Origin of the sequence: Prevotella denticola (assembly GCF_900454835.1) — a bacterium.
Taxonomy (GTDB): Bacteria; Bacteroidota; Bacteroidia; order Bacteroidales; family Bacteroidaceae; genus Prevotella; species Prevotella denticola.
Genome location: NZ_UGTM01000001.1, coordinates 1889873 through 1905246, shown reverse-complemented (window position 1 = coordinate 1905246; position 15374 = coordinate 1889873). Strand labels below are relative to the sequence as shown.

General features: G+C 51.5%; 14 protein-coding genes. 2 read left to right on the top strand and 12 right to left on the bottom strand.

The genetic code is table 11. The annotated features are described in order from the left end of the window. Positions 1-23: 23 nt before the first annotated feature. On the bottom strand, positions 24-2546 hold the full coding sequence (locus DYH27_RS07940) for a ribonucleoside-diphosphate reductase subunit alpha (RefSeq protein WP_025067055.1): 2523 nt from the start codon (positions 2544-2546) through the stop codon (positions 24-26). A gap of 503 nt (positions 2547-3049) precedes the next feature. Here DYH27_RS07940 and DYH27_RS07935 point away from each other — a divergent pair. Further along, positions 3050-3502, top strand: a complete 453-nt coding sequence (locus DYH27_RS07935) for a hypothetical protein (protein WP_244595159.1) — start codon at positions 3050-3052, stop codon at positions 3500-3502. 151 nt (positions 3503-3653) lie between these two features. Here the strand turns inward: DYH27_RS07935 and DYH27_RS07930 are convergent, their stop codons facing one another. The 11 genes from DYH27_RS07930 to DYH27_RS07880 form a co-directional block, all read right to left on the bottom strand. Further along, positions 3654-3860 carry a DUF4250 domain-containing protein gene (locus DYH27_RS07930; protein WP_025067057.1) on the bottom strand — a complete coding sequence of 69 codons (207 nt, stop codon included), beginning with the start codon at positions 3858-3860 and terminating at the stop codon, positions 3654-3656. Positions 3861-4213: 353 nt separating this feature from the next. Beyond that, positions 4214-4693, bottom strand: a complete 480-nt coding sequence (gene cdd, locus DYH27_RS07925; RefSeq protein WP_025067058.1) for a cytidine deaminase — start codon at positions 4691-4693, stop codon at positions 4214-4216. 75 nt (positions 4694-4768) lie between these two features. Then, a complete protein-coding gene (locus tag DYH27_RS07920; RefSeq protein WP_025067059.1) occupies positions 4769-6235 on the bottom strand; it encodes a hypothetical protein in 1467 nt (488 codons plus the stop codon). A gap of 61 nt (positions 6236-6296) precedes the next feature. Continuing rightward, entirely contained in the window at positions 6297-7136 is an 840-nt protein-coding gene (gene murI, locus DYH27_RS07915) for a glutamate racemase (RefSeq protein ID WP_025067060.1), read from the bottom strand. Positions 7137-7147: 11 nt separating this feature from the next. Continuing rightward, entirely contained in the window at positions 7148-7666 is a 519-nt protein-coding gene (locus DYH27_RS07910) for an OmpH family outer membrane protein (RefSeq protein ID WP_004354010.1), read from the bottom strand. 368 nt (positions 7667-8034) lie between these two features. Further along, positions 8035-8538, bottom strand: coding sequence for an OmpH family outer membrane protein (locus tag DYH27_RS07905; RefSeq protein ID WP_004353940.1), 504 nt, complete (start codon positions 8536-8538; stop codon positions 8035-8037). Positions 8539-8645: 107 nt separating this feature from the next. Continuing rightward, complete coding sequence (locus DYH27_RS07900) at positions 8646-9194, bottom strand: OmpH family outer membrane protein (RefSeq protein ID WP_029216436.1); 549 nt, start codon at positions 9192-9194, stop codon at positions 8646-8648. 113 nt (positions 9195-9307) lie between these two features. Beyond that, complete coding sequence (locus DYH27_RS07895) at positions 9308-11923, bottom strand: BamA/OMP85 family outer membrane protein (RefSeq protein WP_025067061.1); 2616 nt, start codon at positions 11921-11923, stop codon at positions 9308-9310. Between the two features lie 12 nt (positions 11924-11935). Next, entirely contained in the window at positions 11936-12688 is a 753-nt protein-coding gene (locus DYH27_RS07890; RefSeq protein ID WP_004354129.1) for an isoprenyl transferase, read from the bottom strand. Positions 12689-12694: 6 nt separating this feature from the next. After that, the gene (porG, locus tag DYH27_RS07885) at positions 12695-13387 is read right to left on the bottom strand and encodes a type IX secretion system protein PorG (RefSeq protein WP_025067062.1); all 693 of its coding nucleotides are present in this window, start codon (positions 13385-13387) and stop codon (positions 12695-12697) included. A gap of 11 nt (positions 13388-13398) precedes the next feature. After that, a complete protein-coding gene (locus tag DYH27_RS07880) occupies positions 13399-14760 on the bottom strand; it encodes a DUF6242 domain-containing protein (RefSeq protein WP_025067063.1) in 1362 nt (453 codons plus the stop codon). 335 nt (positions 14761-15095) lie between these two features. Here DYH27_RS07880 and DYH27_RS13285 point away from each other — a divergent pair, with 335 nt between their 5' ends. After that, complete coding sequence (locus tag DYH27_RS13285; RefSeq protein WP_147287458.1) at positions 15096-15314, top strand: hypothetical protein; 219 nt, start codon at positions 15096-15098, stop codon at positions 15312-15314. Positions 15315-15374 lie beyond the last annotated feature (60 nt).

Sequence of the window (15374 nt, the reverse complement as noted above, 5' to 3'; positions counted from 1 at the left end):
TTTTAACTCCCTTGACTCCTTGCTTATGATGCACAGCTTTCGCACTCTTCCACCTCCAGTGACTTGCTGCGGACATAGTAGAGGGTCTTGACACCGTTCTTCCAGGCAAGGAGGTAGAGGTCGAGTACCTGACGCATGGTGAAGTCGTTGGTAATGTATAAGTTCATACTCTGCGCCTGATCGATGTGGCGCTGTCGTATGCCGGAGGCGCGGACGCTCCACTTCTGGTTGATGAGATAGGCACTCTTGTACATCCAGTAGGTTTCATCCGACAGTTCCGGAGCAACCCGCGGCAGCATGCTGCCCTTCTTTTCTTCCAAGAAGAAACGCTTCATAATGGGATCCAGTCCGGCTGTCGTCCCTGCAATGATGCTCGTACTGCTGGTCGGAGCGACGGCAAGCAGATAGGCATTGCGCATTCCCTGCCGGGCGACCGTGCGGCGGACATCCTGCCATTCGGCATTATCATAACCTCGCTTGTCGAAGTAAGCACCCGTCTGCCAGTCGCTTCCTTCAAAGAACTGATAGCTTCCTTTCTCTTTGGCAAGGTCAGAACTGGCGAGGATAGCCGCCCGGTTGATGGTCTCGAAGACCTTGTCCATGAACTGCAGGTGCTCCTCACTCTCCCATTTGATGTGCCGTTTGGCCAGTGCATGGTGATAACCGCTCACGCCCAGACCTATGGAGCGGTACCGCTGGTTGGTGATCCGGGCGTAGGGAACAGGATAGAAGTTGAGGCTGATGACGTTGTCAAGCGCACGGACAACCGTCGCCACCTTCTCTTTCATCTGCTCCTCGTCCTCCAATGGAAGTCTGCCAAGTGACAGACTTGCCAGGTTGCAGACCACGAACTCGCCCGGATGGGTCTTCGTGATGACAACGGTATCACCGTCTTCTGTCTCTATCTCCTTGGATATTGTTTCGATGGGAGCCATGTTCTGGGCTATCTCCGTGCAGAGATTGGAGCAGTAGATCATTCCCTTATGACCGTTGGGGTTGGTCCTGTTCACGGTATCCCGGTTGAATGTGAACGGTGTTCCGGTCTCTACGGCAGAGCGGAGGACGAGGCGGACGATGTCCTTGATGCTGATGACACGGCGCGAGAGACGCTGGTCGTTGACACAGTCAAGATATTTGCGTTCCCACTCCTCGCCGTAACAGTCCTCCAGACAATAGCCTTTGATGCGCATGATTTCGTTCGGACAGAAGAGCGTCCAGTTCTGATTCAGGTCTTCTTCAGCCATCTTCCAGAAGAGATCAGGATAACAGATAGCCGGGAAAATGTCGTGTGCCTTCATGCGGTCGTCGCCGTTGTTGGTACGGAGCTGCAGGAACTCGGGAAGATCCTTGTGCCATACATCCAGGTAAACTGCCACGGCACCCTGTCGCATTCCCAGCTGGTCTACCGCTACAGCGGTGTCGTTGACGAGTTTCATCCATCGGATGACACCGCCGGCTACGCCTTTGAAACCACGGATATTTCCACCTGTGGCACGTACCTTTCCGAAGTACATCCCCATGCCACCGCCGAACTTGCTCACTTGTGAGAAGTTGTCCAGCGAACGGTAGATGCCGTCCAGACTGTCGGGTACAGTATCGATGAAGCAGCTTGAGAGCTGATGGTTCGGTTTTCTGGCATTCGAGAGCGTCGGTGTCGCCATGGTCACCTCCAGCCGGCTGAGCAGATCGTAGATACGTTGTACCCATAGAAGACGGTTTTCCTTCTTCTCCGGCATGGCCAGGTGCAGTGCGATACCGAGGAACATCTCCTGTACCCGCTCAATCACCTTACCAGAATAGTTCTTGATGACATAGCGTTTCAGTAGCAGGTCGAGTCCGGAGTAGTTCAGCAGTTCGTTTCGTTCAGGTCGTATGAAGGAAGCTGCCTCGTTGATTTCTTCTTCGCTGTAGTTCTGTAGGATATAATCGCCGTAAAGCCCTTCTTCGGTCATGTATTTCACTTTCCGGTAGAAGGTCTTGAGGCCCAGTTCGTCTTCCAGCCGACTGATTTTCTGTTCGGAACGGTACGAGAGGATGCGTGCGGAAATCATTTCCCACGCCGGTGCCTCGGGTGTCGTCAGCTCTACAGCGGCCTTGATGAGTGCATCGGTGGCGTCTCTGTGCGACATTCCCGGCTTGCTGAAGCTGGCAAACTTCTCCTGAAGCGTCACCATGCTGTAGGCCCGTTCACGGTATTCGTGTGCCACACGGTGCAGGACATCAGCCAGCTGGAGGTCGTCGACAGCCCACGCAATGTAGTTGATGGCCTGCCGCTGTTCGTTGCGCTGATGGCGGAAGAGAATGTAGTTCTTCGCTTCTTCGTAATGGCCATGTTCCATGAGGCACTTCTCCACACGGTTCTGGATGTCCTCGACAGTGCGCAGCTCGGGATTGTCAGTGATGAATTGTTCTACTTTACTTACCATTCCTGCTATTTCATTGTCTGGAACATTCTTCCCTGTACTGATGAAACTCTTCTTGATGGCTGTTGAAATCTTATTATTATCATAGGCTTCCTTTTCACCGTTACGCTTCGTTATTTCCATTATTTATTGTATTATAGTTTTCTATTTTATTCAATTTCAATGTCATTTTTCCTTTTTCTTATTATGATGTAAATACTTAATTATAAGTCATTTAATCATTTTTTAAGGATTAGTTATTGGCAAAGTTAAGAAAAATATATGAGATGAAAGTTATCCATAATGGATTATTTTGATATGTTTCCAACTTTTAATTATTATCCATATCGGCTAAGAATTATCAGATGGAAATTGAATTTATAGACTAAGTACTAAGTATTTTTCACGAGGATTTTAATGAAGCGTTAACCATCTTTCATGACAATTTTTCCCTGTCTGAACACGATAATACTTTCGTTGGAATCAAGAATTCTTATCATTCTATTGATTGATTGGTATAGTATCCAAAATGGCTGTTTTAATGATTTAAAAGAAATTTTATGTTCTATATTACTCATATACTGTTCTTTTTATGTACTTTTGCAGCCGAATTTACAAACTCAATAGTACAGAACATGATGAAAAGTATGAAATTGTTTGTTGCCATCGTGGCAACGGTATTAAGTTTTTCTTCTTGCAGCAAGGATAATGACGATCAGGTAATTCAGGACAACCCGCTGAAGAATACAGAGTGGTCTTTTGAGAGGATACAGGAAGGAAATGCGAACACGACCACCCACTGGGGATCGTTGAAGTTCGTTTCAGACACAGAAGTAGTCAATGAAAGCGGATATAAAATCACGTTCAAGAAGGTGACGCCGGACGGACACCATCGTAAGGATGAAACGCACAGTGAAACCAACACTTACAAGTATGCCCTTGACGGTACGAAGCTGACGATGTACATTCCGGCCAACGGAGAGCAGCAGCCTGCAACCACGCTGACCTTCCGGGTAGACCTGAAGGGCGGGACGATTACGCATACGTATAACGGAACAGAAAAGATTACAGACGAGAACATCGTTTATAAGCGCAAATAACGTTTGTGAAACATAGTAAAAAGGAGAGCCTCCCGACAGCCACATGGACTGTAAGGAGGCTCTCCTTTTCGTTGCGGACGGCTTTGTACAGCCTGACCGAAAGCGTCTTTGCGAGGCCGTTCAAGGGAGGTCGGGCAAGGACAATGGGAACTCATTGCTTCTTGTCGAAGCCGACAGGTCGGAACTGATGCTGCTCTTCGCTGTACACATATCCGGCCTTGAGCATATAATCCTTGAGGTGTTCGGGGTCTTCATTGAAATTGTAGCAGAGCGATTTCAGTGAATCGAACTCTTTGTCGCGCAGCAGCATATTCACGCTGCTCAGCAGAATTGCGGGGTCTTTGGGTAAATGATCCATATTTTTATTAGGAATTAAAGGAGTTATGCGGGGTTAAAGGAGTTAATGGAGTCATGAGAGGCCAGGACAAATGTTTTGTCGACTGTTTGGGAATTGAGAGGGAGTTTGAGGGCAGAACTCTCATAGATGGAAAGGCTTGCTGGGAATTCAGGATGGTTTACTTTCTGTATTGTCCCAATCATCGGGACAGTTATTCCCAGCTGTCGGGAACAGGTGTCCCAGGTGTCGGGACGGTAGTTCCCAGGCATTGGGAGTTTTTATCCTTTGTACCTTCTGGCTGTTAAAAACACAATGTTGAAAACAGAACCGTGAGTTTGCTCAGATGCTTTCTGCTGCTTATCCCTGTATGCTGCCTACTTCATCGACTCTCCGACAAACTGGAGAGGAAGAAGATCCTTGACAGTGTTGATGACATATACACCCGCCGTACCGTAAAGGAGAATACGAACGGGCTGTCTGTATCGGTCTTCGATTTCCAGAATAACCTGCCGGCAGGCACCACAGGGTACGATCGGATTTCGCATCAGTCCGTATTCATTGGCTGCGGCAATGGCTATGGTTGTTATGGGCTGGTCGGGATGGTTGGACTGGGCTGCAAAGATGGCTGAACGCTCGGCGCAGAGTCCTGACGGGAAGGCGGCATTCTCCTGGTTGGCACCCATGACTTCTGTCCCATCGGCAAGGAACAGCGCAGCTCCCACACGGAAACGGCTGTAGGGAGAATAGCTGTTGGCCGTGGCATGGATGGCTGTCTGGATAAGGTGCTGGTCGGCTGCCGGCAGTTCTTCCGGCTGGCAGAAGCCGATCTTGATGCTGATGTCTATTGTCTTCATATTTGATTGTTTTTGGGCGGGGATAGGCGGTAATAAGCGATAACGAGCGGGGATAGGCTATAATAAGCTGTGAGATTAATTGATAACCAGCTCGTAGCAGCCGATGTCGGGCTTGTCGTCACGCTGTCTTCCGTCATGGTCCGTCGTGAAACGGGGATCGGAGAGGGGAGCAGCGGTATTGACAGCCGGGAACTTCTCTCCTTTCTCGGGCTTCTTCAAGTGGAAATCGTAATGCTGTTTGTTGCCGTCTACCAGCACGAACTGTCTGTCTCCACCGCCAGGATAATCCTTGCTGCTCTCCCATAGTACATCCGTGAAATGGGCAAGCAGTGCGGGCTTGTCTGGCTTCGGAGTGCGGAGGATACAGTGGTCGAACTGGTAATTGGCCGTCACCTTCTCCTTGTTGCCACCCATGAGTACATCGTCTGAATAGCCCGTTACAAGGGAGTTCCTGACGTTGAAGGCCTGCAGGGGATAGTCTTTCCCGCTGCTGTGATTGCCGAAGCTCAATGCCGCACCGCGGTTGCCGTCGAACGGATAGAACTGGGCGAACGTGCAATGTGTCAGCGTCACATCGCCGCCGATGAAGGCCGCACAGTCTTTCAGTGTGTTGGAGAACTGCGTGTTGTAAGCTTCTATCTTGCAGTTTATCGCCTGCAGACCGTAGCCCTGACAGTTGTGGACAGTGGAATTGGCAAGCGTCAGCTTCGTCCGTTCCGTCGTCGCCGTATCGCAGAGAATACCGTCGTAGGCCGAATGGATGTCCGTATGTGTGAGGCTGTTGTCGTAGCTGTCCTTATGGAAGCGGATGCCGTGCCACTGACCGCTCACACGGTCGTACGGCAGATAGGGAAACAGCTTGTCCAGGCGGTCGCCACGGAGCGTCACGGGTTTGTCGGCCGTCCCTTCGCAGTGCAGTGTACCGTACACATCGATTACAGCCTTGTTGGAGAAATAGACCGTCATGCCTGCGGGAATGGTCAGCGTAGCCCCTGCCTCCACTTTCAATGTGTCCTGGAAGACGATGGGTCTGGTACCGGTCAGCGTAGTGTTCGACGTGATTTTCCGTCCCTTTATGAGTTCTGCATCCCAGCTGTAGATCCTGAGATTTACTTTCTGCTGTACACCGCTCTCGAGTGTGAATGCAAGGTTGTCTGTCAGCAGCTGAGGCGTGGTAGCGTTGTTTCTGGGCGATGTCATCTCTACGAAGACACGGATGCTGTCTTTGTCGCGCACCTCCAGTCCGTTGGCCTGATAACCGTTGGCAGCAGACAGCTCTACGCCGTCCACGTTCACCCGGAAGCCCGTCTGGTTGCCTTGTTCGAGCCGGACGCTGTTCAGGCGCAGTCCGTCTCCCGACCGGTTGTACACCCAGAAGGTCTTTGTCGATGTGGGGACGTTCGAGAAAGTGGTGTCAAGCCGCAGTGTATCGGTCTGGAATGAGAGCAGGTTACTCCTCGATGTCGTGAATGTATCATCATCTGAGCAGGCTGCCATCAACGCCATGGCTGAAAGGGACAATGCTATAGAAAACTTCTTCATTCTTTATTTTTTTGTTCTTATCTAACGGACTGACACCCTTTTTTATTGCTTTCTGCAAGCCTTACTCCAGGTCGATGTGTTCCACATCGACTGCCTCGTGCAGGAAGATGCGTGCGGTCTCCTTGAATTTCTCCGGATTCTCGGTCGTGAGGTATTTCACTGTCGACTGCTTCGTGCAACGGGCATCCATGTCAGGATGGCGGCGTAAATAATCCCGCAGGCTCTCGGCGACATATTCTCCCTGTGGGATGATTCGTACGCCGCGAGGCACGTGTTTCAGGATTTTCGGCATGAGTATGGGATAATGCGTACAGCCGAGAATCAGACTGTCAATCTGCGGGTCGATGCGCATGATATGGTCGATGCGTTTCTTCACGAAATAGTCAGCGCCGGGGCTGTCGGCCTCGTTGTTCTCGATGATGGGTACCCACAACGGACACGGCACGCCTGTCACCTTGATGTCCGGCCACAGCTTCCGGATCTCTAGGTTGTAGCTGTTGCTCCTGACGGTGCCCTCTGTTGCAAGCAGTCCTACGTGTCGCGAACGGGTGAGTCTGCCGATGATTTCGGCCGTCGGCCGTATCACCCCCAGCACTCTGCGGTCCGGGTCGAGGGCAGGGAGGTCGTTCTGCTGTATGGTACGGAGTGCCTTGGCCGAGGCCGTATTGCAGCCCAGGATGACCAGCTGGCAGCCCAATCCGAAGAGTTTCATCACCGCCTGCCGTGTGAACTGGTAGACGATGTCGAACGACCGGGAGCCGTAGGGCGCACGTGCATTGTCGCCTAAATAAACGTAGTCGTACTCCGGGAGGAGCTGGCGGATGCCGTGCAGGATGGTCAGACCGCCGTAGCCGGAATCGAATACGCCGATGGGTCCCGGCTGTTGGGAATATTTTGTCATGTCTTTTCCCTTTACTGTTTCAGTACCGAAATCAGCGCATCGGTGATGTCCTCCCCTATTGCCGGGTTGGTGTAAGGCAGGCCGTTGTTGTCGGTATTGAGGATGAAGGCATATCCGCTTTCCTTTCCCATCTGGCGGACTGTCGTGTCGAGTTTTTTTCGGACAGGGGCGTAGATATCGTTTTCAGCTTTTTTCAGCAGCCGTTCCGACTCTTTCCGGAAGGCGATGTTGCGGTCCATCAGTTCCTCCAGTTCTGCCTGTCGTTTGCGGAGGATGGACGGTTCCAGCTTGCGTTGCACGTCGAGAAAGTCCTCGTAGCGGCTGTTGAAATCGTCTACGGAACGCTTGGTCTCGGCATCATATTTAGCTTTCAGCTCATTCAGGCTGCGGGTCGCCGTGGCGTAATCGGCCATGGAGTGCAGCACCTTTTCGTAGCTGAAGTAAGCGAACTTGAAGGCGGGAACGTTCTGCTGTGCTGTTGCCAGAAGCGGCAAGAGCATGAAAACGAAGGAAAGGATTGGCTTTTTCATCATGTCTGTTATTATCTCTTCTGTGTGTAAGTAAGAAAATGAGGTCATCGCAAGAACGTAAATCCGTGCGGTGACCTCACCCTTTTCTCCTCTCAAACAGCATCAGCCCGCCGGCAGGCAAAGGTCTTTTCCAACCTCGTAGACTGTCTTCCCGGAATTCTTTTCACGAAGAAAAATATTTTTTTCATGAAAGAAACTATTTCTTTGCACGTAAATATTTTCTTCTCTTCAAGAAAATAAATTTCTCTCACCGTGATGATGAACGCCCGAAGGCGGGACTTACCGGGACGACTTGCCTGTCACAGGGGCTTGTCAAGCTGCTGAAGCAAGGAGAACTGACAACGGGGCAAAGGCTCCCGTACCTGTTTTTACTTCATTTTGGCAAGCTGGGCCTTTACCTCTGCGGTAACGTCCTTGCTGAGTGCCTCGTTGATGTACAGAGGCTGGCCGGCGGCCTTCTCCATGATGTAGACATAGTTTCCGGCCTTGGCAACTGCTGCGATGGCATTGCGTACTTTCTCAAGAACAGGACCGAGCTGCTTCTGCTGCTCCTCGTTGAAAGCCTTCTGGTTGTCCTGTGCTGTCTGCTGGATCTTGTTGTACATATCCTGCAGGTTCTTCTCTGTCTCAGCCTGTTTGGTGGCATTCATCGTGCTCTTTGTCTTGTCGTAAGCCTGTGCCTGACGCTGCAGTTCAGCCTGCATGTCTTCCAGCTGCTTCTGGTATTCCTTGCCTTTGGCTTCCAGTTTGCTCTGGACGGCTGTAGCCTCTGGAAGCGACTGGAGGAGTGCCTGTGAATCAAGGTGACCGAACTTCTGTGCGAACAATGTCATCGGCGCACAGAGCATCAACATCAAAAATAACTTTTTCATTTCTTCTTTATTGTTTAGTTGTTTGTTGTTCTTTTGCTTGGTTATCTGAAAGGGCTAGCCTTTCCAGCTGTCCTAGTCTCTTCTAGTCTTGCTGTCTTTCCCACCCTTTACTGGTAGGAATAGCCCAGTTTCTGCAGCACCTCATTGCTGATATCTACTTTCGGCGAACCGTAGATGATTCCTGTGGCATTGCTCGAACGGTCGATGACAAGACTGTAGCCGCGCTGGTCGGATATGTCTTTGACGGCATTGTAAATCTCGTCCTGGATGGGAGTGATCAGGCTTGTACGCTTCTTGAAAAGCTCGCCTTCCGGACCGAAGTACTTGCGTTTGAGGTCGGATGCCTGCTTTTCCTTGGCCATGATGGCCTCCTGCCGTTTCTTCTTCTGGTCCTGGGATAGGAAGACAACCTCGTTCTGATAGTTCTTGTACATCGTGGATGCCTCTGTATTGAGTGCTTCAACCTCCGCCTGCCATTTCTTGCTGACCTGGTTCAGCTGTTCATTCGCACGCTCGTAAGCCGGTACATTCTTGAGGATATACTCCATGTCGATGAGTGCAAACTTCTGTGCAGAAGCGGTTAAAGGTAAAAGGGAAAAAAGGTAAAGAGGTAAAACACACCTCAATACGGTCTTCAATATCTTCTTCTTGTTCATCTTTCTTTTTATGTTTACTTAAAAGCCAAAGTTCATAATTATTGTTATTCCTCCTTCAAAGTCCAAACCTCAAATCTCAAACCTCAAATCTCAAACCTCAAACCTCAAACCAATCAGAACTCCTGTCCGAGGATAAAGTGGAACTGGCTGCCGCCCTTTGTTCCGAACACCTTGTCGAAGCCGTAAGCCCAGTCGATGCCCATCAGGCCCACCATCGGCAGGAAGATGCGGACACCCAGCCCGGCTGAACGTTTCATGTCGAACGGATTGAACTTGCTTGTCTCTGTCCACGCATTTCCGGCCTCGACAAACCCAAGCCCATAGATGGTGGTGTTGCCGAGAAGGAACGGATAACGGAGTTCGAGCGAGAGGCGGTCGTAGGCATAGCCCTCGGCACCGTAGGGAGTGAGCGATCCGTTCTCGTAACCACGAAGACCGATGGTCTCTTCGGCATATCCTGTGGAGTAACCGCTCATGCCGTCTCCACCCATATAATAGGTCTCGAACGGACTCTTCTTGTTCTTGTTGTAACTGCCCAGCAGACCGAGCTCGACGCGCGTCATGAGGACAAAGCACTTCTGTCCGCTGGTGAGCGCCGTGAAGGTACGTGCCTTGAACTTCCACTTGTGGTACTCCACCCAGCGGTATTTCTCCTGCTGCTCCTGTGAGTAAGTAGGCGAGTTGCGGTCGGTTGCCAGATGAGCATAGTCCTTTCCGTCCCATTTCGACCAGGGCGGAGTGATGGTCAGCGACACCGTGAAGTCCGAACCACGACGCGGGAAGAGCTGGTTGTCGGTTGACGTACGGTTGAGCGAGATGTTGAGGTTCAAGTTGTTCGCCGAACCGTTCGACATGATGAAGTAACGCCAGTTGCGCAGCATATAACGCTGGTACTGTAGCTGGAGTGACAAGGTGAAATAGTCATCAGGCCAGCTCAAGCGTTTACCCCAACCAGCATAGACACTCAAGAGTTTCACGTACTTGTTCGGATCCCTATAATTATCATAATTAGCGTAATTATAACTTCCATACCCATAACGATAGTTGTTATAATTGTTCAGGTAACCACTGTTATAATAGTTGGGAGATACATCGGTCTGCTTCGAATACGACATACCCAAGCTGAATTGGATAGGACGCTTACCACCCAACCAGTTGGTGGAGTACTGTGCATTGTATGACTGGTAGTAAGAACCATTGGTCTGTGCGCCCAGCGAGAGGGTCTCGCCGTCTCCGATAGGCATGATACCACGATGCTCACGGTTCTTACGGAAGAGGTTTTCCATTGAGAAGTTGGTCAGTTTCAGACCGACACGGCCGATGACACCTGTCTGACCCCAGCCGAGCGAAAGCTCCACCTGGTCGTTCGACTTCTGCTTGAGGTTATAGTTGATGTCAACAGTACCGTCCTCATAGTTTGGCTCTGGTACTGGATTGATTGCCTCTGGGTCGAAGTGCCCCATTGAAGCCAGCTCACGTGCCGAACGCTGGAGGGCCTCCTTTGAGAAGAGATCGCCCGGCTTTGTACGCAGCTCACGGCGGACGACATTCTCATAGAGACGGTCGTTGCCGTTGATTTTCACACGGTTGATGTGTGCCTGCTGACCTTCATAGATGCGCATCTCAAGGTCGATGGAGTCGCCGACAATGTTGACTTCCGTCGGCTGGAGATTATAGAAGAGGTAACCGTTGTTCCAGTAGGCGTTGCCCACAGCGTCCTCATCTTGCGAAAGGCGTTTGTTCATGTAGGTCTGGTTGTACACGTCCCCTTTCTTCATGTCGAGCAGGCGGGACAGGTAATCGGTCGAATAGACCGTATTGCCCACCCAGGTGATGTTTCGGATGTAATACTTCTTGCCCTCATCCACTTTGATATAGATGTCGACATGCTTCGGGTCAACGTTCCATACGCTGTCCTTCAGGATGGTCGCATCACGGAAACCATATTCGTTGTACTTCGTGATGAGTTTCTTCTTGTCTTCCGCCCAGCGTTCGGGAGTGAACTTCTTCGACTTCAGAAAGCTGGACAGTTTTCCGGCTTCATGCGTCTTGCTGAATGCTCCCTTTGTGAACAGCGAACCCTTGATTTTCTTGTCGCCCAGCTGGTTGTCGCCTTCGATTATTATCTTGTGTACCTTCAGTTTCTCCTTCTTGTCCACGTCAATATCCAGGATTACCTGGTTCTTGGCAGCGACATCGTCACGCTGACGGATATTGATTTCGGCGTTCTTGTAGCCTTTCTCATCAAAGTACTTCTTGGCGAGAACCCTGGCCCGGTCGATCATGTTAGGCGTGATCTGTCCGCCCTTCAGCAGTCCGAGCTTCTTCTCCATGTCCTCTCGTTCCGTCTTCTTCAGTCCGTTGTAGTTGATGGTGGAGATGCGTGGCCGTGGTGCAAGATGTATCTTCAGATAGATGTTGTCGCCCACGATGGAGTCTGCCGTGATGGAAACGTCGGAGAAGAGTCCATGCTTCCAGTAGCGTTTCACGGCATCCGTGACAGCCGTCCCCGGTATCTCCAGCTCCTGTCCAATGCTGAGCCCGGATATGCCTGTGAGGACATAATCCTCATAGCCCTCGATACCGGTAACGGCCAGTCCTGCGAGTTTGTAGGTCTTAGGCGTACCGGAATAAGTGATGTCTGGGTTTACGATTTTCTCCTGTGCGCCTGCCGCAAGTGTTATTCCGGAGAGGGCAAGGAGCAGCAACACCTTATTTATATTTGTCATCTGTCGCGTAACTTATTTGTTTTCGTTTTCTTCTACTTGTTTCTCTGTCTTTCCGAACCGTCGCTGCCTGCTCTGGAAGCTCGTGATGGCTTTCTGCAGGTCGTGTTCGCTGAAGTCGGGCCAGTAAGTATCACAGAAGTAAAGTTCTGAATAGGCTATCTGCCAGAGCAGGTAATTGGAGATACGCAGCTCTCCGCCTGTCCTGATCAGGAGGTCGGGATCGGGCATGAAGTTCGTCTGCATATGTCTGTCCAGCAGCTCTTCGGTTATCATTTCGGGACGAAGCGGCACGGCATTCTCCTGCTGATGTTCCGTGACAATCTCCTTCATCGCCTGTGTTATCTCCCATCGTGCGCTGTAGCTCAGGGCTACGACCATCGTCATGGCGGCGTTCTTCTCCGTGTGCTGCTCGGTCTCACGAAGTTTCTCCTGCACTTCTTCCGGCAGCCTTTCCCGGTCGCCGATGACACGGAAGCGTACGTTGTTCTTCATGAAGATCTCGTCTTCCAGGGAGGTCAGCACGAGGCCCATCAGTGCGGCGATTTCATCCGTCGGACGGTTCCAGTTCTCCGTGGAGAAGGTGTAGAGTGTGAGGTACTTCACGCCCAGCCGCACGCATTCCGATGTGATACGGCGCACGGTCTCCACTCCTGCCTGGTGTCCGTAGGAGCGCGGTTTGTTGCGTTCTGTTGCCCACCGGCCGTTGCCGTCCATGATGATGGCGATGTGCCGGGGTATTCGTGTCATGTCCAATTCTTCTACCATATTCTATTACTCGTCCTCGTTATGACAGGTCCTGCACTTTGCCATGAAGCTGTAGGAGAGCGTCAGCTGGAGCGTTGAGTAGCAGTCGGTGTTCTTGAACAGTCCGCTGCTCTTGATTCCATAGGGGTCTTTCTGCCCGTCGAGTTCGTCGCTGAGCGAGAAGTGCATGGCCCATTCCAGCCCGACATTCGTCCGGTCGCCTATCTTGTATTTCACGCCTATGCCTATGGGGAGGCTGGCGGATAAGGCAGACTTGCGGTCGCCGTTCTTTATGTTGACATAGGTGGCTCCCAGTCCTATCGTCGCATAGGGCGACAGTCGCTGTGCCCCCCGGTAGTCGCGGCCGGTACCGTAGGGCAGGAAATTATACTCGTATGCGATGCCTACATCGACCAGTGAATTGCTGAATGAATAAGGAGCAGAGGCAAAGCGGGGGTAATAGGTCTTTACGTCAGCCGACGACCCTTTCATCTTTCCGAATGAAACGTTCATCTTCAGTCCCATGTACGGACTGAGGTTGTATCGGGCAAGTACAGTCCCCATGGGCTGCAGGTCCTTTGTCAGCGAGCTGTTGAAATCGCCCAGATAGCCCATCATGCCCACACCGGCACCCACCTCCATCCTGTATTCCGGATCCGACTGCGCCCACATGGACACAGCAGCGAGGAGAAAGAGCAGACCGGTGACAGTACGTTTCATCATATTCTTCTTTATTCTGTCATGCGGTCCAGGTTCAGCTTCCAGCCTACCCTGTTGAGTCTGCCGCGCCATACTTTCGTACTGCTGACAATCCAGATGTATCCGTCATTGTCGGCTGCGGCGGTAAAGGTCGCCGCCGGCTGCGCTTCCTTGGGATAGGAAAAGCTCTCGTCACTTTTCCAGGTGATGCCTCCGTCGCGTGAGAGCAGCATCGGTCCGAAGCTCCCGCCGGCCTTTGTGCCCAGGGCGAGAGCGGCATCGTCGTAGCCTACGACGGTAAGGTTGCCGTAGAGCGGCAGCAGGTATTTGTCTGCATTGCTTTCGACATAGGACCATTTCGCTCCCTGGCGGTACGACAGTTTCGTCCAGGAAACGTTCTTCTTTCCGTCTGCGGTCGTGCCTACGAGCAGCACACGGTTGATGTCGTTCGAAGCGTCAGAGACGGTATAACTGGTATGGCTGGCGGGAAGCAGCGAAGCGTCGCTGTCCAGTGTCTCGGCATTCCATGTAACGCCCTTGTCCCTTGAAGCGGCAAGACTGCCGGCAGCTGTCAGTGCGAACAGTTCTGCCGGCGATGCTGCCACCAGCTGCTTCAGGCTGCTGTCTGTCGCAACGGCTGTCCATGTGTTGCCGTCAGCCGAGCTGTATACCGTTCCGTTGTCGATGACGAAGAGGCTGCCGTTCTGTACGGCGATGCTCTTGTAGGCACTGGCCGTGAAGGAACGTCCCAGCTTTGTCCAGCTGTTTCCGTCAGCTTTCGACGTGACGTAGCCTGTGGTCTGAGTGCCGTCCGTACCGAACACAAATATTCTGTCGCCGGTGCTGACGGCCTTCATAGCCGTGAAGGAGGCGAAGCCGCTGTTGTCCTGCATCGCCTTCCAGCTGAAGACGTTGCCCCTTTGCTTATGTACGTTGACTGAGATTTTGTATTCACGGTACGCATAGCCGCCGTTCGCATAGACACGGAAGGTACGCGGCTGTGTGAAATCGATGGAGTCGTTGCTTCTGTAATAAGAGAACGATGCGTCCTTGACAGACTGGATGGCAACCGTTCCGGCATTCTTCGTCGTGATCTTCGCCAGGACATGGGCAGCGTCCGTACCGTAGTGCAGCGAGTCGGGGTTGTAGATCAGTCCCTGTGCCTGGTCGATGTAGAACTTCACCTTTCCCGCATCGTATTTCGCCTTGTACGTACTGTCTTTCCCGGCCTTCGTAACCGTGTCGCGCACCTGCTTCAGCTGTCCGAGGGAGAAGCTGGTAATGGCTGTGTCCTTGTAACTTGCACGATCGTTCCCGTCGTTGTCATTCAGGCAGGAAGTCATTGCGAACGTAGCCGTAAGCAGGGCTACGAGGGAATATATCTTATTACGCATCAGATACTAACAATTGAATTTAGCTGCAAATTTAATCAGAAATCTTCAGAATCAGCGTCTTTTAAGAGGTTAATTATGTAAAATATGGAAATTATCCGTGTTTTTTAAGTTTGTTTACCAATGAGAGAAAGTCTGGTAACAGTCCGGCAATACACATCTGCTTTTAATGTAGAATGATGTCTTTGTGGAATCTGGATAAATCTGTACTGTTCCCAGGACAAAACCCGACCGGTCGGAAAGGCCGCACGGATACGGAAATGCACAGTCGGCCGGGAATCGGATTCCCAAGCACCGGGAACAGGATTCCCAAGCCTTGGGAACAAGATTCCCGACCGTTGGGAATACGGTTCCCGATCGGCCGGGAACATCTCTTTGTAGTCAGGTCTGTGCCCAGGAAGGCCGTCACGGCACCGGGAGGGTGGCACAGCTGCGAGGAAGTCATCATCTTCCGTGCTTCGCTCATCACCTTCATGCCGTGGGGTGGCAGGGCGGGAGAGCCCGGAAACTTTATATGGATAATGGGACAGTCGCCTGCATTCCTGCATTTCATGTGAATTGTTTTTTCGACTTGTAAAGACCTGAATATCATCCGTTCCGTCCGTGAATATACAGAA

Coding starts and splice junctions, on each gene's coding strand:
- porG (WP_025067062.1), bottom strand. CDS start 13,387: ATGAAACGTACTGTCACCGGTCTGCTCTTTCTCCTCGCTGCTGTGTCC.
- DYH27_RS07880 (WP_025067063.1), bottom strand. CDS start 14,760: ATGCGTAATAAGATATATTCCCTCGTAGCCCTGCTTACGGCTACGTTC.
- murI (WP_025067060.1), bottom strand. CDS start 7,136: ATGACAAAATATTCCCAACAGCCGGGACCCATCGGCGTATTCGATTCC.
- DYH27_RS07895 (WP_025067061.1), bottom strand. CDS start 11,923: ATGACAAATATAAATAAGGTGTTGCTGCTCCTTGCCCTCTCCGGAATA.
- DYH27_RS07920 (WP_025067059.1), bottom strand. CDS start 6,235: ATGAAGAAGTTTTCTATAGCATTGTCCCTTTCAGCCATGGCGTTGATG.
- DYH27_RS07890 (WP_004354129.1), bottom strand. CDS start 12,688: ATGGTAGAAGAATTGGACATGACACGAATACCCCGGCACATCGCCATC.
- DYH27_RS07935 (WP_244595159.1), top strand. CDS start 3,050: ATGAAATTGTTTGTTGCCATCGTGGCAACGGTATTAAGTTTTTCTTCT.
- DYH27_RS07905 (WP_004353940.1), bottom strand. CDS start 8,538: ATGAAAAAGTTATTTTTGATGTTGATGCTCTGTGCGCCGATGACATTG.
- cdd (WP_025067058.1), bottom strand. CDS start 4,693: ATGAAGACAATAGACATCAGCATCAAGATCGGCTTCTGCCAGCCGGAA.
- DYH27_RS07930 (WP_025067057.1), bottom strand. CDS start 3,860: ATGGATCATTTACCCAAAGACCCCGCAATTCTGCTGAGCAGCGTGAAT.
- DYH27_RS07940 (WP_025067055.1), bottom strand. CDS start 2,546: ATGGAAATAACGAAGCGTAACGGTGAAAAGGAAGCCTATGATAATAAT.
- DYH27_RS07910 (WP_004354010.1), bottom strand. CDS start 7,666: ATGAAAAAGCCAATCCTTTCCTTCGTTTTCATGCTCTTGCCGCTTCTG.
- DYH27_RS07900 (WP_029216436.1), bottom strand. CDS start 9,194: ATGAACAAGAAGAAGATATTGAAGACCGTATTGAGGTGTGTTTTACCT.